Here is an 18,564-nt window from a genome sequence, read left to right as displayed (position 1 = left end):
GCGGGGGCTTTCTGACCCTTTTGGCGTAAAATTTGCTCGTTCCCTCTAGGGTTGCCATTTATGAAACGTTTTTCCTTACTTTTGGGCGTGGCTCTTGGTGTCTGCTCGGTTGGCATGGCTCAAGATGAGCCGCTCGCCGAACAACTTCGACGCAAGCCAACCGTCTGTGCTCCCGGCGTCACAGAAACCATGGGTCAGATCATGGCTCGCCAGAATTCTTCGCTCCCGGATACGCCTCGTTGGATGTTCGGGCGACCGATCAAGATTAACAAGCACGGCGACGTGTGGACCGATCCCTCGCCGATTGATTACATGGGCGACGGTAGCTGGCCGACCTCGAATCCGATTTACGAAGTGCCCGAACCGCGCATCACGGTCGGCGCAAGCTGGCTCGGCCCCGATTCGCCCAACTCTGGCTTCTTCCCTCCCGACTCGTTCGGCGCGGTGGGACCGACACAAGTGTTCGCCGTGACCAATGGCCGTTTTCGCGTGTACAGCAAGGCTGGAGTCTTGCAGTACAACGTCAGTTCGAACACGTTTTTCAACAGCGTGCGTAACGCAAGCAATGCCAGCGATCCGCGCGTGATCTACGACACTCTCGCCCAGCGATGGATCGTGTGCATGATCAACGTGACCAGCCCGAACCGCCTCATGTTGGCGGTGAGCAGTGGCCCGACGATCGTTGACTCGACGAGCTTTACGTTCTACCAATTCACGCAGGACGCAATCGGCACCCAGCCGTCGGCTGACGCGGGCGCCCTGTTCGACTACCCTTGCATGGGCGTCGACAACAACGCGATTTACATCGGCGGCAACATGTTTGGTAGCGGCACACCCAGCGTGTTCGTCATCAACAAGGCGAGCGCCCTCAGCGGCGGCCCGCTCGTGGTCAAAGACTTCCGCAACATCGGGGGCTTCACCACGCCCTACGGCGTGAACAACATGGATGCAACCGCGACGCAAGGCTACTTTATGGGCCTGGCCTCGGCAAATCAGATTGGCTTCCGCAAGATCAGCGATCCAGGTGGAAATCCGACGATCGGCGGCCTGATCACCGTGTCGGTCCCGTCGACCGGAACACCAACGAACTATGCTCCGCAGGGCTCCACGTCGCCGATTGACTCGCTGGATCGCCGGTTCTTTACGGCGCAGATTCGCACGGATCGCATCACTGGCGTCAAGTCGCTTTGGGCTTCTCAGAACAACAAGGTAACTTCGGCGGGAGCGGGAAGCAATGCTGGCGACCGCATCGCATCTCGCTGGTATCAATTCACAAATATGACGGCGGCGACGCCGACGCTCGCGCAGTCGGGAAACATGTTCAGCAGCGCCGCCACGGCTCGCCACTTCTCGATTCCCGCAATCGCCATGAACGGTCAAGGCCACGCCGCAATCGCTTCGACCACGTACGGGGCCGACCTCTTTGCCAGCGTAGGCGGTTCGTTCCGCCTCCGCACCGATCCGCTCGGTACCTTGGAAGCCGCCAGCATCTTGCAGGCTTCAAGCACAGCTTATAACACCGGTTTGCAAAGTGGTCGCTACCGATGGGGTGACTACTCGCAAACCGTAGTTGATCCGTCGGATGACCAAACTTTCTGGACGTTCCAAGAATATTGTTCGGCGAACAACCAATGGGGCGTGCGCGTCATTCAGATTCGTCCGCCGGCTCCGGCCAGCATTGCGAGCCTGACGCCGAACTCAATCACGCAAGGCGCAACCACGAACATCGTGGTCGCCGGAACGAGCGTGGCGGGGACTGAATTCTTCGATCCGGGCGCGGGCTTTACTAACCGTCTGGCCGCCGCCCTCAGCGGCACTGGGCTCACGGTGAACTCGGTGACCTTCACCAGTCCGACGCAGTTCACGATGAATGTCACGGCAACCGGCGGCGCTACCCTCGGGGCGCGAAACCTCACGGTGACGAATCCAGATGGACAACTGAGCGTTCTCAACGGCGCGCTGACGGTGGTCGCGGGCGGTGCTCCGGCTCCGACGCTCACGGCGCTCAACGTCACGCAAAAGGTCACGCTGTCGCCCTCGTTCACACTGACAGCGACGGGGACCAACTTCACCGCCAATTCGGTGGTGCGATGGAACGGCGCTGATCGGGCAACGACGTTCGTCAGTTCGACGCAACTGAACGCAACGATTCTTGCCGGTGACTTGACCTCAGCCGCGGTTGTCCCCGTGACGGTGTTCACCCCGGCACCGGGCGGCGGAACATCGAGCACGATCAACTTCAATGTTGTGCGCACGATTCTCGGCCAGTCCGTTGTACTGCAAGATCACGTAGTCGCAGGTTTCCAACCGGTCGTGGTGGAAGTTCGCAACGTTGGCTCCTCCACTCCGCTGCAAACGTTCAACCCGATCTTGTCGGGCGGCGCGTACTCGTTCCAACTGGATATCGCTCCGGGTAACTACGACGTCGCCGTGAAGGGCGCGACGTGGCTCCGCAAGGTCACTTCGCCGGTCAACTTCAGTGGCGCGCAGAACATTACGGCCACGGCGGTGAACCTGATCAATGGCGACGTCAACGACAGTAATCTGGTTGATATTGCGGACTACTCGCTGCTAGCGAGCGCGTTCGACAGCACGCCCTCCGACGGCAACTGGCTGGTCGGAGCCGACCTCAATGGCGACCTGATCGTGGATATCGCCGACTACTCCATCCTCGCGAACTCGTTCGACCTGGTGGGCGACAACTAATCCCGGCCAACAACCGGAACATATGGCCTCGAAACTTGACGTTTCGGGGCCATACTTACTTTGGGTATGGGCAAAGCGAAGCAAGGGAAAAGCGACAAGAAGGCGGCGATTGAGGCTCGGCAACTGCTGGCCAAGTTTGGCGTCGAGTTCCCTCAGGATTTGGCGGACAAGTTTGGCGAGGGCGGCGCGGAAGTGTACGGCAACACGGCGGCCGATGCACTGCGACGGCTCGAAACCGCCACCGAACCCAGCGACCGCCGCGGCGCGACCATCGCGTTCTACCGACGGTTGGATCGCGACCTCAGCGCGAGCGAAGGGCCGCTGCGAGTGGAAGGCGAGCTTCGCCAAATCGCCTGCCGCGCGGGTTGCAACTACTGTTGTGCCCAGGAGGTGACGACCATCCCGATTGAAGCCGAGCTCGTCGTGCACTATGTTCACAACCAGTTCTCGCCGGAGGAGCAGCAGGCTCTGAAGGCCCGCGTCGCCGCCTACAACGCCCAGCCGGCCGGCGCAATGTGCCCGCTCAATCAAAACGGGCAGTGCTCGGTTTATGCCGTGCGTCCGACGCCCTGCCGGGCGTTCCACTCGTACAATGTCGAGCCCTGCAAGACCATCCCGACCGGAAAGCAACTCCCCGCGCCGGTGAATCCGCAGCGCCAGGCGTACACCATTTGCCACACCATGGCGTTTCGAGATGCAGTGGGGCAAGTTGGTCTACCGACCGAAACCGTACGCTTGACCGACTACCTCGCTACTTATCTTTGAGGTCGTGTCGCCGCATGTCGCGGTCCACGTCAAACTTCATGTACGCCTCAAATTCGTCGCTTTTCGGCGGGGGCGGGGGAGGCTCTTCGGGCGCTGGCTCCACTGGCTCGGGCGCGGCGATTCTCGGCAGCCTCGCGAACGGTCGCTGACGCAGCGACTCGCTTTTTAGAAAGTCTTGCTCGCGTTGGACCAACTTCTCGCGCACGACGCGGTGAAACTTGGCGTCGTCCCAAAACGCGGCGGTAGTGCCGGTCCCCGAGAGCTGACTCAGCGGCACGCAATAGACCCGATCAATGATCACCCAGCCTTCGCCGACCCGAAAATCGGCCCGCTTGGGCCGCGCGGTGGAAATGGGGAAGACGTAGCCCTGATGCTCATCGTGATACACGAGCAAGCAGGGTCGCCGCGGCTTATCCGAAAACAGCGACAGCTCGGTGCCATCGGGATTTGCGATGCACACCGAGCCGTCGTAAAGCACGGATTGGGTTTACCCGAACGTCAGTCGCAGGCGTAGTACCACGACCCCTCGGTCGGGTGCGCATCGCCGCTCAGGTTGCCTTCCGGGTTCACGGCCGTCTTGTCAAATTGACCGCCCGCGGTGAGGAACTTGGCATGGCCATCGGTGTAGATGAGCGTGCCGCCGCGAGCACTCCACTGGCGATAGTAGTTGTAGGGCGCGGCGCAATCGTAACCGTAAACATCGCACGCGTTGGGCGTCTTTTTGGTGCTGAACCACGGGACGATCTCCGCACGCATCGCCCGGCTGTTGGCGGGGTCAGAGATCGAGGTCTCGGTCACCACCCAGTTATTGCTCGTCACCGAGTTGTTACTGCTCGATTCGCCAGCGACAACGGTGTGCAGGCATTTGGTGAAGCGATACGAACTGCCGTAGGCTTTGTGATAGGTCTGCGCGCCGGGCACGTCGCTGGCCGTGTAGGGCCCGCCATTGTCCAGCGGGCTCTTGAAAATGTCCTTATTTTTGGCGTAAGGCAGAAGCAGAACTTCCACGCCCTTGTGGCCCGGCTGACTAGCCGCGGGAACGCTGTTATAGGCGTAGAAAATCGGCATTGTGTCGTCGTTGTCGTTGAGGTACAACTTCAACGCCAGGCCTGTTTGTTTGCCGTTGCTCAGGCAAACGGTGTTCTTGGCCGATTCCTTGGCGGCGGTAAATACCGGGAAGAGGATGGCGGCGAGAATCGCGATGATCGCGATCACGACGAGAAGCTCGATGAGAGTGAAGGCTCGTTTCATAGTTTGTCCTAGGCCCCACACATGCGGTGGGGGCGGGGCAAACCAAGCCTCGTGTCCACGCATTCCTACGCTGGCATTATCCAGATCAGGTTTAAGGGTCTCTCGCGATTTCGAGATCTCAGCCAAACAATTGGCACCCCTTGCGGCGGTCCTACTCTCATTATACGTCCCCGATGCCAAAATAGACTCTATGCCTACCTACGTTTATGAGTGTTCGGCGTGCAAGAGCACGTTCGAAGTGGAGCAGCGAATCACTGCCGATCCGCTCACCGCGTGCGAATGCGGTAGCGAAGGCACGGTGCGGCGCATCATTCAGCCCGTGGGCATTGCCTTTAAGGGCGGCGGCTTCTTTGTTAATGACGCGCCCGCGGCTTGCGATAAGGGCGATTCTTGCGCATGTAAGGGCAAAGAGTAAAAAAGTCCGCGCCATTCCCCAGCATTTCTGCTAAGAACTAATTGTCATAGGTGACGATTATGCTCTTTAAGAAACTGTTCTCGCGTCTGGGTGCTTCGCTCGTTGTAGCGACGAGCCTTCTCGGCGCGGCCACGGCCCAGGTCTTGCCGGATGAAGAATCGTCCGGCAAAGGATATCAGGCCAAAACGGATCAACATACATTCTCGATGGCTCGGGGCGTCAACCGCGTAGATACAACTCCCCGCGAGTGGCTGCCGCGTCAGTCCGGTAGTCAGTGGAAGCACACGACTGCCGATTTTAACCCGCAAAACCAGCCCGATCCGGGCCCGGTTACGCAGGACATGGGCGGCATGTTTGAGGCGGAAGCGCCGCCGTTCCAAACGGGGTTCTTCATGACGAACTCTGGTTCGACCCCGCCCGACCCCATGATGGCCGTCGGCCTCAGCGACGTGGCGGCGGTGGTGAACTTCTCGCTCGTGATCCGGGATTTCGACGGAAACCTCATATCCTCGACCGGCCTCAACACGATTTGCAACAACTCGGGCGACTTCGTGTTCGACCCGCATATTCGTTACGACACCTTCCGAAACCGATTCATTGGCATTGCCGCCTCGAAGAACTCGGGGACGGACAACGGGGATGCCCGTTGGTGGATTTTCTATTCCGACAACTCTTCGGCAGAGGGTGATTGGACGGCGTTCTCGGTGAACGCTCGCCTAAACGGGGCCACGGATGACAACGCGTGGATGGACTATCCGCACCTCGCGGTTTCCGACCAAGCGGTTTGCGTAGCGGGAATCATGTTCTCCAACGACGCGACTCCGAGCTACGGCAAGGTGCGCTTTATGGATGCCACCGACGTTTATGACGGCGGCGGCATTGGCTGGTACGACAACTGGAATCTCAGCAGCGACGGCACCGACGATTTTCGTCCCGTGCCGGTGAACTTCAATTCCAGCACCAACAGCTTCTGGGTGTTGGTGGGGAAGGAAGGCGGTTCGAGCCGGGTCACGGCTCGCGAGTACGCGGACTCCGGCACCGATTTTGGTAACAACACGAGTTTGCTCGCTACGCGCCTGATAACAGTGAGTGCCTACGCGCCCGCGCCCGACGCGGACCAGCCGAGCGGGGTTCAAGACCTCGACAACATTGACTGCCGAATCATGCAAGCCGAAGGCATTGACGGCGACATTTACGCGGTGCAGACCGTGGTCGCCAACAGCCGTAGCTACATTCGGGCGTACAAGTTTGATGCGCCATCGGGAGCAACGCCGACCGTAACGTTCAGCACGACGTTCGGTAACTCGGACTTCGACTACACCTATCCTGGCGTGACCGGCACGACCGACGGTGACATGGTCGTCGTGTTCTGCCGTTCGAACTCAAGCACGTTTGCTGAATGCCGTTACACCGGCAAGCTCAGCGCAGACACCTCGCTCGAAGGCAGCGCCTTGCTTAAGGCCGGCGAGGGCACGTATCTGCGCCTCGTGGGTTCGCGCAATCGCTGGGGCGACTACCTGGCCTGTGCGCTCGACCCGTACGACGATCGCAACGTGTGGTTCATCGGCGAATACGCTGAGAGCAACAACTTCTGGGGAACCTGGGTTGGCTCGGCCAACTATAAGGACGACTACGTTGTGGTGGCCAACAACGCCAACATCGCGACCTCGGGCACCGGCAACCTGACGGCAAACGTCAAGGTGAACGGCGTAAATCAGAACGGGAAGTTCCTTTACTTCTATGTCAACAACGTGTACGTCGGTGCCGATGCCAGCGATGCCAACGGCAACTCGAGCTTGCAGTACACGGTTCCCTCGGGAACGGTCCCTGGCCCGGATACGATTCGGGTGGACGCGCTCCGCACGACCACGATCAACGCTGATAGCGATACGGCGACCTTGACGGTGTCGAAGGCCAACTCGGCCATCCAAATCACCAATGAAGCGGGCACGCCGGGCGAAGTGGTGAGCTTCACCATCCAGCTGATTCGGACGACGGACAGCACGGGGCTTTCGGGCAAAACCGTGAACGTCACCGTAAATGGCGTGGGCATCGGTGGCGCCGTCACCAACGCCAGCGGCTTTGCGCAGAAATCGTACACGATCACCAATCCGGTGGGCGTTTACAACGTCACCGCGAGTTTCGCGGGCGACACGCTCTACAACTCGGTCTCGGACAACACTGGGGTCCTGACGGTCAGTAAGGGTCTCACCAACATCGCCGTCCCGGCGGTCAATGGCACGATCGGCTCGAATGCGGCCCTGACCGGCACGCTCACGCGAACCGTGGACGGCCTGGCCCTGAGCGGCCGCACGCTCACCTTTACGGTGGATGGCGTTGGCGTAGGCTCGGCGGTGACGAATGCGAGTGGCCTCGCGACGCTCAACTGGAATGTCACCGCGGGTGTGCTTGGCGCCCGCACATACAGCGTCAGCTGGCTCGGCGACACTCAGTATAACTCGGACTCGACGGCGAGCACGTTTAATCGCTACGCGAACACGACGCTCACCGTGCCGGCCGTAACTGGTCAACGCACGCAAAACGTGGTGCTGTCGGCGACCCTACGCCGAGCGCACGACAGCGCGCTCATCACCGGCCAAACCGTGAACTTCACGGTGGATGGTGCTGGCGTGGGTTCGGCGGTCACCAACGGTAGCGGCGTGGCGAGCCTGAACTACGTGATTCCGGCGGGGGCAACCTTTGGTGCGCACCCGATTGGGGTCACCTTCCCAGCCGCTGGGTTCTTTAACAACTCCAGCGGATCAGGGACGCTGACGGTGGGCTTGCCCAGCTTCAATGGCAACCTGACCTTGCTGCAGTGGGGCGGCTCCAACGCGGTTAACGCGGTGGTGACAGTGCGCAACAACGCCAACGCGATCGTACAGGGTCCCTCAACGGTCGCGACGAACGTATCGGGCAATTGGTCGTTGCCGACCTCGCTCCTCCCCGGTACCTACCGGGTGACGGTGAAGAGTAGTCACTGGCTGAGTCAGCGCGTGCTGAACGTGAGCCTGAACAACACGACGGGAACCGGCACCATTCTGCACGACCTGCTGAATGGCGACTGCGACGGGAACGACATCATTGACGTAGGCGACTACTCAATCCTCGCCGCCGCGTTCGATGCGCTTCTCGATACGGACCCGGGCACGATCGGCAACCAAAGCAGCCCGAACTGGGATATCCGGGCGGATCTGAACGGAGATGGCATCGTTGACATCGCCGATTACAGCATCCTCGCCGGGAACTTCGACAAGTTCGGCGACGGCTAAACCAGGGGTTGGGGACTTGGACTTCGGTCTGGGTCCCCAACATTTTGGGTACACTGATCGTAAGAAATATTGCTGAATCCCAAATGGGCGGCTATGGCCGCCTTTTTTGTTACGGAAGATCGGCGATCGAGGAGAATTTATGGATATCTTGCAACAGTTGAAACAAGTGGCCACCGAGCGCGACATCCCCTTGGACGAACTCGTGTACGAGCTGGAGCAAGCCCTCGCCGTTTCTTATCGCAAGTCGGTCGGCGGAAGCGGGGAAGTCTCGGCCAAACTCGACGGCAAGAAGGGCTGGACCATGACGATCGAAAAGGAAGTCGTGGGCGAAGTCCTCGATCCGAGCTACCAAATGGGCATTGAGGAAGCGCGCAAGCGCCGCGCTGATATCGAAATTGGCGATACATTCCCGGTGGAAGTGGATCCCAATCGCTTTGGTCGCATCGCCGCCAGCACGTTTAAGCAAGTTCTCCAGCAAAAGCTTCGCGAAGCCGAAGTCCGCAAGATTCACGCGACGTTTAGCGACCTGATTGGCGACCTCGCCAGCGGGCTCGTGGCACGCCGCGAAGAAAGCAGCGTGATGATTCAGGTGGACAAGCTCGAAGCCGAGCTTCCCAAGTGGGAGCAAGTGCCGACCGAGCCTTACCGCGCCAACGATCGCCTGAAGGTGTACGTGGTCAAGGTCGAAGACGGCCGCCGCGGCCTCAAGGTCATCGTCAGCCGCACTCACCCGAACCTGCTCCGCAAACTGTTTGAACTCGAAGTTCCGGAAATCGAGCAAGGCATCGTCATCATCCGTTCGATCGCTCGCGAACCGGGTCAGCGAAGCAAAATCGCGGTGGCCACGACCGATGAGCGCATCGACGCCGTTGGTGCATGCGTCGGCCCGCGCGGGGCCCGCGTGCAAGCGATTGTTGACGAGCTCTACGACGAAAAGATTGACATCGTGCCCTTTAGCGAAGACCCGACGACGTTCATCACGAACGCGCTGAGTCCGGCGAAGGTTAACTCAATCAAGATCAACGAGGAAGAGCGCAGCGCGCTCGTCGTGGTGCCGGATGGCCAACTCTCGCTCGCCATCGGCAAGGGCGGTCAGAACGTCCGATTGGCCGCGCGCCTCACCGAATGGAAGATTGACATTCGCAGCGAGACCAACGCGAACGAAGCGAAGTAACTAGCGGTCTGAAGCGTAGACCCCAACTGGCAGGCCAGCCGCATCAAAGAGTGTCGGCTGGCCTGCCGCACTCCACATGTAGCGCACTCCGGTGGGATTCACCACGGAGAAGTTGCTCACGCGCACATTGTTGCCCTCCATCACCGCGGTCGCGGCGATGGGCATCCCCGCCTGGTTCACCAAACTAAAGCCGTTGTTCGCCGTGAGGTGATAGGGCGGGGCGCCCCCAAACACCGGCAGCAACACCGAACCATCGGGTTGCCACGAAGGCGAACCCAAGCGCGGACGAACCGGATTGGCGCCTTGCCCGAACGCCACTTCAAAGAAACTCGCAATGCGAGTCCCGAGCGCTTGTTTGCTCACCGGGTGCGGGCTGGTGATCTCGGGCGTAAGGTCGGCGCTCGGCACCATGGTCGTCGTCGGCGTATCCGCCACGCGATTCTGAATCGCCCGAATCCAGGGGCGGCCATTTGCATCGGCCGTGGTCAGGGGCGTGATCTCGACCACCTGCTGCACGAGATGTTTCCCGCGGATATGGAACATGCGCTGGGTCATATCAAGGAACGCCTTGAGCCGATCTTCATAGGTATCGGCATACTGCGCGTTCGCCTCGCCCTGATACCAAATCAGGCCGTCAACTTTGAAGTTCCGGAGCGGGAAGAGCCCCGCGTTATACACTTGACCGTAGCTAGATGAGGCTTCCTCATTGAGCTCCGCCGGGCCGCCGGGGAGCGTCGCGATAAGGTTGCGCGGCATCCACTCTTCAATGCGCGATCCGCCTCGCGCGACCTGAATAATGCCCACCGGGACCCCAGTTTCCAGGTGAAGTGCCTTGCCCGTGAAGTAGCCAATCGCCGAAAGCGCGCCCACGCTCGGGCTGGTTGCGCCATACCAATACGTGGTCAGGCTCGTAATCGGCGTCTCCGACGGGTTCGAAGAAATGCGTGCGTACCGCAGGTTCGGCAAGTTCACCGAGTTAATTTCGTTGAGCGCGCCGGGAATCTCGGGGTAACCACTTGGCGGAGCGTAGAGCGGCATCTCGGCGTTGCTTTGCCCCATCACCAAAATGACCTTGCCAAACGCCACGTTCCACAAGGTTAGGGTGCCGTCGGCATCGGTGAAGTGAAAAAGGTAGGGACCACCGGCGGGCGGCGTGAAGACTCGGAACGAGAATCGCCCATCTTTGCGCGTGCGAAACGTTTTTGTGACCGAGTTCCACGACTTGGTGAACGTGATGTTCTGCTCTTCGGCGAGAGTGGAGCGGCCTGAAATGGTGAGGTGAGCCCGCGCCGGAAGCACCATGTGCGAGTTGAACGGCGCGTCCAAAATGATCGTCGCTTGGGCAAGCCCAAACGTCGCAATTCCCGCTCCCGCTAGCAGTGCTCGTTTCATTGTTTAATATTCATCAGCCCGAACATCAGGCTTGCAAAAATAAGCGCACGGCATACGGCAAAGAAAATGCTGAGCGAAGTACCCCGCTTGTATCCGTACGTTGCGGCGGCCAAAAAAGCACCGGTTGTATAGATCGCGCTCCCCAATAGCAGACCGATCGTGACGAACTGGCCGTTCAGCACCCCTTGAATCTGAAGCGCCAGCGCCAAAATTGTGCCCACCACCGCCAGGCCGAGCCCGATTTTGCCCGCGATGGGCGGCAGCGGCGATCGCGCGTGACGCGCCGGAGGCGTGGGGGAATCCATAATGACAATTCTTATTGTGACGCATTCCCCCGTTTGGGACAAAAATCTCTCGCAGCTTCGGCAGTTTCTCACCGAGGCTTGCCTTTCGTGTTCGGACGAGCAAATCGCCCGATTCGCGACGTTTCGCGAGGCGCTCTACGATCGCAACGAGGTGATGAACCTCACCCGGGTTCCGCCGGAGGGCTGCGAGCTCCGCCACTTCATTGACTCGCTGCTGTTTGTGGACATGATTCCCACGGGCGCCCGGGTGCTCGATATCGGCACGGGTCCGGGGCTACCGGCGTGGCCGCTGGCGAACGCGCGCCCCGACCTCGACGTGGTCGCCCTGGATAGCTCGGGCAAGATGCTGAGCCTGTTGCGAAGTCAACCGCTGCCAAACGTGGAGGTGGTGGAAGCCCGCATGGAGGACGCCAACTTGCGCGAAGAGTTCGACGTCGTGACGGGGCGCGCGCTCGCGCCGCTGCCGATTCAGTTGGAACTTAGCGCGGCCGCGGCCAAGGTCGGGGGCGCAGTGATCCCGATGCGAAGCTCCAACGACCTTGAAGTCATGAATGGTTTTGTCGGCGAAGGGCTCGGCCTCAGCCTGGAAAGCCACGAGGTCCGATTACTGCCCGGCACGGACGTCGCGCGCATGTTCCCCGTCTATCGCAAAACCGAGGCGACCCAGCCGCGCTACCCGCGCAAGTGGGCCGATATCAAGCGCAAACCGCTCGTCTAGAACAGCGGATTCAGCTTGCCGGTGCTGTCGCCGAACTTGTCAATGTTGATCCCGGCGCGGTCGAACATGCCGAGGAACAGGTTTGTCATCGGCGTGCGATCGTTGTATGTGAGGTGCTGGCCGGTCCGGACGGCGCCGCCCGCCGAACCCGCGAGCAAGATCGGCAAATCGTCGTGGTTGTGACGGTCGCCGTCGCCGATTCCTCCCCCGAACACGAGCAGTGTGTTGTCGAGCAGCGTGCCCGTGCCTTCCTGAATCGAGTTCATTTTCGTGAGAATGTAGGCGAGTTGCTGCATGTGGAAGAGGTCAATCTGGCGCTTCATCTCCATCTTGTGCGCGTCGCGACCGTGGTGTGAAATCTCGTGGTGGCCCTCGTTCACGCCGACCATCGGGTAGCTACGATTACTGCCTTCGTTGGCGAACATGAACGTGCAGACGCGGGTCATGTCCGACTGGAACGCGAGGATCATCATGTCGCCCATCAGGCGAATGTGTTCGCCAAAATCGCTCGGGACGCCGGTGGGCGCCTTGGCCCCCGCGAGTTGGTTGTCCTTTTCAAATTTGACCAAACGCTGCTCAATCTCGCGCACGCCCACTAGGTACTCGTCCAGTTTGCTGGCGTCCTTGGCCCCCAGCCTGTTGCGTAGACTCGCGGCATCTTCCAAAACAAAGTCGAGGATACTGGCGTTCTGCTTGGCCCGTATGGCGCGACTCGCGGCGTTGTCGCTTGCATCGAGTGAACCGAAAAGGCGTTCGAAAACGAGCCGCGGATTGACCTCTTTGGCGACGGGCGTGCTAGCCGTCCGCCACGAAATCGCGCTGCTATAGGCGCAGCTATAACCGCTATCGCAGTTGCCGGCGAGGCCGCCGCGCTCGCAGCCGAGTTCGAGGCTCGCAAACTTGGTGTCCTTGCCCAAGGTTTGGGCCGCCAACTGGTCGGCGCTCAAGCCAACGCGGATGTCGCTGCCCGCGGTCTTAAACGGCTGGACGCCGGTGAGCCATGCGGCGGCGGATCGGGCGTGATCGCCCGGACCATCGCCATTGGCCTCGGCGTACTTTTGCGCCAAGCCCGAAAGCACGTTGATCTTGCCCTGCACGCCCTTGAGCGGTCGCAGAAGCTCGGGGAGTTCGCCGAGTTTCCCGGTCGCCGCGGGTCGCCAATGCTCCATGCTCATGCCGTTGGGCACAAACAAGTAGGCGAGCCGCACCGGAGTTTTGGCCGGGCTCATCGCCAGCGCGCGCATCGGCGACATCGCCTCCAGCGTGGGCAAGGCGACGGCGGTTCCAAGACCGCGCAAGACAGTTCTGCGAGAGATCATTTTTTTGTAGGCGTGACGGGCGGGCGAGGTGCCGGACCAGCGTTCCGCATGGGCGCGCTGAGCACAACACTTTCAATGAGAGACTGAAATTTGAGGCCGTTGGTTTTGGCTTGCTTGATGATTTCGTCGATGTGGCAACGGTCTTCGAGCTTCATGCCACGACCGGTCGCGTAGGTCAGCAAGCGGTCGGCGAGGCTCCGGGTGAAGTCGTCTTTGCGTTCCATGAGCACTCGCTTCAGTCCGCTGGGGCCGTCGAACTTCTCGCCGGTCGGCAAGTCGCCGCTCGCGTCCACCACCGCATTGCCATCATCTTTGGTGCGCCACTGCCCAATCGCGCTGAAATTCTCCAGCGAAAGGCCGAGCGGGTCCATTTTGCTGTGGCACGAGTTGCAAGTCGGGTTTTTGCGGTGAGCGACCATGCGCTGGCGCATCGTGAGGCCCGCGATCTTGGCCTTGTCTTCGCTCAGCGCGTCCACGGCGGGCGGAGGCGGCGGCGGAGGCGTGCCCAAAATGTTCTCCATGATGAACTTGCCGCGCTTCACCGGGCTGGTGCGCGTCGGATTACTGGTCACCGTGAGGAAGCTTCCTTGCGTCAGCACGCCGCCGCGATTCTTGTCCGCGAGCGTCACACGCTGCATGGCCGGACCGCTCACCGGGGGCAGGCCGTAGTGGGCGGCGAGCTCCTGGTTCACATAGGTGTAGTTGGAGTCAATGAATTCCAGGATGCTGCGGTTTTCGCGCAGGATGCCGTCGAAGTACAGCTCGGTTTCATCGCGCATGGCTTGCCGCAAGCTCGGCGTGTACCGCTGGAACATCTCCTGGCTTGGCTGCACCACGTCGAGGCTCCGCAGTTGTAGCCATTGCCCGGCGAAGTTTTCGGCCAGAGCCCGCGAGCGCGGATCGGCGATCATCCGCCGGGTCTGGGCGAGTAGCGTGGCGTCGTCGTTGAGTTTGCCCGCGGCGGCGAGCGTCAGCAGCTCTTCGTCAGGGCAGGAACTCCACAGAAAATACGAGAGCCGCGTCGCCATTTCGTAGCCATTGAGCGGGCGGGTTTGGGTCGTGTTCTCCTCGATTCGGTAGATGAAGTTGGGCGACACCAGGCACGCGGTGATCGCGAGTTGGATGCCGCGCTCAAAGCTCTCGCCATTCTTGTAGGCGAGCCCGGCGATGTCGGTCAGCCGCGCCACCTCGGTGTCGGTCGGCGGCCTTCGGAAGGCGCGCCGCGCAAAGGCGCTGATAATCTGGTTCGCCACCGCATCTTGGTTCGTCGCGTTGGGGCGCGCGAACAGGATTTGGCGGTGACTCGCCGGCATCTGCGTCGGCGGATCCAGCGGCCCAACCTGATCGATGCGCATCACGATGAGGTTGCGGTCGCGCTTTGACGCGTCGTTCTCGGTGGGCTGGTAGTAGTCGTTGATGTAGGCGATCGTCAGGGTTTTCGGCCCCGCGCCAGCAATATCAAACGGGAAATCGAACTTGACGGCCTTGCCCGGCACATCCACGGTTTGGGGAGATTGCCCCTCCAAACTCACGGTCATGCGGGGAAGCTCGGGCCCGGCCAGTTGCCCTCGCGCGGTCACGCTGATTCGATAGCGTCCGGCGCGCGGAAACTCCAGCTTCAGGGTGCCTTTTGCGTTGGTAAAGTAGTTGATGCCTTCGGCGACCGGCGAAGTGCCGCCGATGGACTTGAGCTCGGCCGCTTCAAACTGACGGACTTTCACCTCGTGAACCAGAATCGCGCGGCGAGCCACTTCCTCGGCGGCGGCCAGATACTGCTCCACATGCAGCGGCGAAACGCTCAACACGTCGCCGATATTGTCGAAGCCGTAGCCCACGTCGTCGCTGGGAAAACGATCGGCCGGCTTAAAATCAAACCCAAACAGGTCGCGGATCGTGTTGTTGTATTCCACCTTGTTCAGGCGGCGCATCGTCACTTTGCCGGGCTCGGTCAGGTCGCAATCGGTGGCCACCGACTTGGCGATGGCGTCAATGAGGTTCGTGCGCTCGGCTTTGCTCGGCTGGGTGACGTGGCTCGGAGGCATATGCCCGGATTCAATCGCCTTAAGGACCTTGGTCGTCAGCGCGGATTTAGCGCGCAGATCGCCGGCTCGCTTGAGATCACCCAAGTAGATGCCGGCCATGCTGGCCTTGGCATCGCCGTGGCAGGAGTAGCAGTATTTTTTGACGAGCGGTAACCCCGCGGTCGCAAAGGGATCGGGTTCGGGCGCTTTGGATTGCGCGCCCAGCGAGGCAAGCAGAGCCACCGCGCCGCCGCCGAGAAGAATCGCGTTCTTCATTCTTTGATGCTGATGGCACCCGACGGGCAGGCGAGCACGGTCGCGATGACTTCTTCCCGACTCGCATTTTCCGGACGAATCCAGGGGCGTTCGCGCGGCTTAAAGACGGCCGGAAGGGTCTGCGCGCAGTGCCCGCAATGGATACATTTGCTCGCGTCCCAGTGAACGGTGACGTCGCCGTACGAATAGTCGCGCCGAATCTCGTGAGTACTCATTAACTTACACAATAGTTATACGGGAAGTTTGGCCCAAAACCAAGGGCTGGGGAACGGGTCGGCGTAAGTTGCTGTTGAACGCGGCACAGATTTGTATGGCGGCAGTGCTAAAGGTAGAATGGGCAACCATGTGGTTTCGGTCAAAAGACGCTCAACGCGAAAAGTTTGAGCGCCTTGCCGAACCTGCCTATCCGAGCATTTACGGCATGGCCCTGCGCCTGACCCACGATCGCGAGGATGCCCACGACCTGGCGCAAGAAGCCCTGGTGCGTGCATACGAGGCATTCGATCGGTTCGATGGACGCAACTTTAAGGCGTGGATGCTGCGCATCCTCACGAATCTCTACATCAATAAATATCGGCGGAACCGTCGTGGCCCGGGCACGCTGAGCATGGATGAAGAAAACTTCATGGAGCCGGCGGGCAGCGAATCGGACATTCCCGATCGCCAGGTCATCGAGACCCTGTTTGGCTCGGAAGTTGAACAAGCATTGGCCAAGGTGCCGGTGGATTTTCGCACGGCGGTTTTGCTGAGCGATGTGGAAGGCTTCAGTTATGAAGAGATCGCAGAAGCCACGCAGGTGCCGATCGGCACGGTGAGATCTCGAATCGCCCGAGGACGGGCAATTTTGCGACGCGAACTGGAACTGTTTGCCGAGCAAGAAGGTTATTTACGAAAGAGCAAAGCAGATGAGTGAGTGGCAAGACCTCAATTTATTGGCCGATGGCCAGCTAACCGGCGATGAACTCGCCGCCGCCCAGGCGCGGGTCGCATCCGACCCCGCTGCCAAAGCGGAATACGACGCCATTCTTCAGCTGAAGTCGGCCGTGAAGGCCGAAGTCGCCCCCGTGCCCAATCGCGAGTCTTGGCAGCAAGCCGTTCGCCGACTGGACGAACTGGACCGCGTTCGCCCCGTCGAGCGCGTGGTGCAAAAGTATTCTTGGGCTCTCTGCGGAGTCGTGGCCGCCACTCTTATCGGCGCGCACTTCACCATGCGCGGCGCGGGCAACACGCTTAATCCGGCCATGGCGCAAGCGGGCATCAGCCCCATTCGCGATCGCGCCAGCACTTCCGACATCAGCGATGTGCTGAAGAAAGAGGGCATCATCCTGCCGCCGATCACTCGGCGCGGTCTGCACCCCACCAACTTTGCGCGCATGAGCGTGGATGGTCGCCCCGGCACCCGCATTTGGATGTCGGATGAGCGCGGCGGCTTGATCCTGGATATCGTCGCGGGCGTCAGCGCCATCGAAGGCGGCGAAGTGCCCGGCACCGATCTTACGCGCGTCAAGGTGAACTCGATGAACGGCGTGGCTTGGGTGCGCGGCGGCAACGGCTACATGCTGGTCGGCGATCGCAGCGAGAACGAACTCGCCCAAATTTCGCAGCGCTTGAATCTGCGCTAAGTTTTCTGCAATACTCTCAACACTTCAATCCGGAGGCGAACACTATGATGACAAAATCTGCAACTGAAATCACCGTTCGGCTCCACTTTGCGCTGGCGTAACTTCTTCGCGAGCTTGTGGAAGCCCAATCCGCGCCCTGTTCTAGGGTGCCGACTTTCCATTTGGATTCCACAAACAATTGAAGAACGAGATTTCTCAACAGCTTATCGGCAAGCTGTCGCACCTCAGCGGCGACCAGCTTGAACAACTCAAAACCAAGGCCCTCGCCCTCAAAAAGCGATCCGACTCGGGCGTCGAACGCACCGACTTTGACACCTGGGTGACGCGCGCCCTCCGCAAGGAGGAGCGTCTGGCCGCGCAGGGCGAAGGCGCCGTGGCCGGGCAGATCACTGAGGTCTTTCGCGACCGCGTGATCGTCCGCGTGCCGGATGTCGGCGAGGTTGATGCCGACCTCGGCTTCCAGTTCGCCGTGATCGGCGACCGCGTCGAAATCGCGAGGATGCCCGACCAGTCATTCCGCGTGGCGCGCGTGTTTGACCGCGCGACCAAGCTCTCCCGACCCGATGTCGGCACCGGCCAGGAGCAGTTGATCGTCGCGAACGTGGACATCATCGCCATCGTGGTTTCGGTCGTGAGTCCGCCGCTGCACCCGCGCCTCATCGATCGCTACCTGATCGCGACCCAACAAGGCGGCGCACGGCCCCTGATCGTGGTCAACAAGATTGACCTGCTGGGAGGGGATCGCCGCGAACTTGACGTGCTGAAACCGTACACGGAAATCGGATTGCGCGTCATTTTCTGCTCGACCGCGGATTCGGAGGGGCTGCCGGAACTTCGCGAGGCGATCGCCGGTCAGTGCTCGGCGTTTGTCGGACACAGCGGGGTAGGGAAGTCCTCGCTAGTGAACGGCCTGTTGGGTGAGCAACTGGCCAAGGCGGGCGACATTAGCGATGGCAACCGGCGCGGCGCGCACACCACCACGCGCTCGAAGATTTACGATCTGGACGGCGGCACGCAACTGGTGGACACGCCCGGGATTCGGAGCTTCGGACTGCGCGGGTTAGACTCGGCCACGCTGCGCAGCTACTTCCCGGAGTTCAATGGCATCGCCTGCCGCTTTGGCAACTGCATGCACATTCACGAGCCGGATTGTGGTGTCCGCGAGGCGGTTGAGGAGGGCCAGATTGACGAGGGAAGGTACGAGGCGTACTGCAAAATGATCGACGATCTGTAAGGCGCGTATTAAGAGGCTTTCCGAGCCAACAGCGGACAGCTATCCGGCTGTATCTTAAGTAAGGCCAGCAGATTACCCGTCATGAAGTTGGCTC

Annotated in this window: 16 protein-coding genes and 1 riboswitch; of the genes, 9 read left to right on the top strand and 7 right to left on the bottom strand. The window is 60.6% G+C overall.

The window, feature by feature from the left end:
* Window positions 1–60 precede the first annotated feature (60 nt).
* Together JNJ45_07205 and JNJ45_07200 are read left to right on the top strand one after the other, a co-directional pair.
* Window positions 61–2,706, top strand: coding sequence for a hypothetical protein (locus JNJ45_07205; GenBank protein ID MBL8048454.1), 2,646 nt, complete (start codon window positions 61–63; stop codon window positions 2,704–2,706).
* Between the two features lie 66 nt (window positions 2,707–2,772).
* On the top strand, window positions 2,773–3,471 hold the full coding sequence (locus JNJ45_07200) for a YkgJ family cysteine cluster protein (GenBank protein ID MBL8048453.1): 699 nt from the start codon (window positions 2,773–2,775) through the stop codon (window positions 3,469–3,471).
* Here the strand turns inward: JNJ45_07200 and JNJ45_07195 are convergent.
* Window positions 3,458–3,949 (bottom strand): hypothetical protein, encoded by a 492-nt coding sequence (locus tag JNJ45_07195; GenBank protein MBL8048452.1) that lies wholly within the window; start codon window positions 3,947–3,949, stop codon window positions 3,458–3,460. The genes JNJ45_07200 and JNJ45_07195 overlap by 14 nt on opposite strands.
* A gap of 20 nt (window positions 3,950–3,969) precedes the next feature.
* The gene (locus JNJ45_07190) at window positions 3,970–4,722 is read right to left on the bottom strand and encodes a prepilin-type N-terminal cleavage/methylation domain-containing protein (GenBank protein ID MBL8048451.1); all 753 of its coding nucleotides are present in this window, start codon (window positions 4,720–4,722) and stop codon (window positions 3,970–3,972) included.
* A gap of 45 nt (window positions 4,723–4,767) precedes the next feature.
* Window positions 4,768–4,873: riboswitch (TPP riboswitch) on the bottom strand.
* A gap of 39 nt (window positions 4,874–4,912) precedes the next feature.
* Between JNJ45_07190 and JNJ45_07185 the strand changes: the two genes are divergently transcribed.
* The 3 genes from JNJ45_07185 (at window position 4,913) to nusA (ending at window position 9,583) form a co-directional block, all read left to right on the top strand.
* Window positions 4,913–5,137, top strand: a complete 225-nt coding sequence (locus JNJ45_07185; protein ID MBL8048450.1) for a hypothetical protein — start codon at window positions 4,913–4,915, stop codon at window positions 5,135–5,137.
* Window positions 5,138–5,196: 59 nt separating this feature from the next.
* Window positions 5,197–8,409: a hypothetical protein gene (locus JNJ45_07180; GenBank protein MBL8048449.1), complete on the top strand. Its 3,213-nt coding sequence runs from the start codon at window positions 5,197–5,199 to the stop codon at window positions 8,407–8,409.
* A gap of 157 nt (window positions 8,410–8,566) precedes the next feature.
* Window positions 8,567–9,583, top strand: a complete 1,017-nt coding sequence (gene nusA / locus JNJ45_07175; protein ID MBL8048448.1) for a transcription termination/antitermination protein NusA — start codon at window positions 8,567–8,569, stop codon at window positions 9,581–9,583.
* Here nusA and JNJ45_07170 read toward each other — a convergent pair whose 3' ends face one another.
* On the bottom strand, window positions 9,584–10,975 hold the full coding sequence (locus JNJ45_07170) for a hypothetical protein (protein ID MBL8048447.1): 1,392 nt from the start codon (window positions 10,973–10,975) through the stop codon (window positions 9,584–9,586).
* Window positions 10,972–11,280: a hypothetical protein gene (locus JNJ45_07165; protein MBL8048446.1), complete on the bottom strand. Its 309-nt coding sequence runs from the start codon at window positions 11,278–11,280 to the stop codon at window positions 10,972–10,974. Before JNJ45_07165 ends, JNJ45_07170 begins: the two co-directional genes overlap by 4 nt.
* Before the next feature lie 16 nt (window positions 11,281–11,296).
* Here JNJ45_07165 and JNJ45_07160 point away from each other — a divergent pair, with 16 nt between their 5' ends.
* Entirely contained in the window at window positions 11,297–11,998 is a 702-nt protein-coding gene (locus JNJ45_07160) for a class I SAM-dependent methyltransferase (protein ID MBL8048445.1), read from the top strand.
* On the opposite strand, the gene JNJ45_07155 is transcribed toward JNJ45_07160, so the two are convergent.
* The 3 genes from JNJ45_07155 to JNJ45_07145 are packed head-to-tail and all read right to left on the bottom strand — an operon-like array spanning window position 11,995 to window position 15,829.
* On the bottom strand, window positions 11,995–13,317 hold the full coding sequence (locus JNJ45_07155) for a DUF1552 domain-containing protein (GenBank protein MBL8048444.1): 1,323 nt from the start codon (window positions 13,315–13,317) through the stop codon (window positions 11,995–11,997). The genes JNJ45_07160 and JNJ45_07155 overlap by 4 nt on opposite strands.
* Entirely contained in the window at window positions 13,314–15,614 is a 2,301-nt protein-coding gene (locus JNJ45_07150) for a DUF1592 domain-containing protein (GenBank protein ID MBL8048443.1), read from the bottom strand. The genes JNJ45_07155 and JNJ45_07150 overlap by 4 nt, the downstream gene beginning before the upstream one ends.
* Window positions 15,611–15,829, bottom strand: coding sequence for a (4Fe-4S)-binding protein (locus tag JNJ45_07145; GenBank protein ID MBL8048442.1), 219 nt, complete (start codon window positions 15,827–15,829; stop codon window positions 15,611–15,613). The genes JNJ45_07150 and JNJ45_07145 overlap by 4 nt, the downstream gene beginning before the upstream one ends.
* A gap of 128 nt (window positions 15,830–15,957) precedes the next feature.
* On the opposite strand from JNJ45_07145, the gene JNJ45_07140 reads away from it, so the two are divergent.
* The 3 genes from JNJ45_07140 to rsgA all read left to right on the top strand — a co-directional run bounded on the left by JNJ45_07140 (window position 15,958) and on the right by rsgA (window position 18,470).
* Window positions 15,958–16,527: a sigma-70 family RNA polymerase sigma factor gene (locus JNJ45_07140; protein MBL8048441.1), complete on the top strand. Its 570-nt coding sequence runs from the start codon at window positions 15,958–15,960 to the stop codon at window positions 16,525–16,527.
* Window positions 16,520–17,236, top strand: a complete 717-nt coding sequence (locus tag JNJ45_07135; GenBank protein MBL8048440.1) for a hypothetical protein — start codon at window positions 16,520–16,522, stop codon at window positions 17,234–17,236. Before JNJ45_07140 ends, JNJ45_07135 begins: the two co-directional genes overlap by 8 nt.
* A 178-nt stretch (window positions 17,237–17,414) precedes the next feature.
* Window positions 17,415–18,470 carry a ribosome small subunit-dependent GTPase A gene (rsgA, locus tag JNJ45_07130; protein ID MBL8048439.1) on the top strand — a complete coding sequence of 352 codons (1,056 nt, stop codon included), beginning with the start codon at window positions 17,415–17,417 and terminating at the stop codon, window positions 18,468–18,470.
* The last annotated feature ends 94 nt before the right edge of the window (window positions 18,471–18,564 follow it).

Origin of the sequence: Chthonomonas sp., from assembly GCA_016788425.1 — a bacterium.
Classification (GTDB): domain Bacteria; phylum Armatimonadota; class Fimbriimonadia; order Fimbriimonadales; family Fimbriimonadaceae; genus JAEURQ01.
This window is presented reverse-complemented; position numbering and strand designations above follow the sequence as displayed.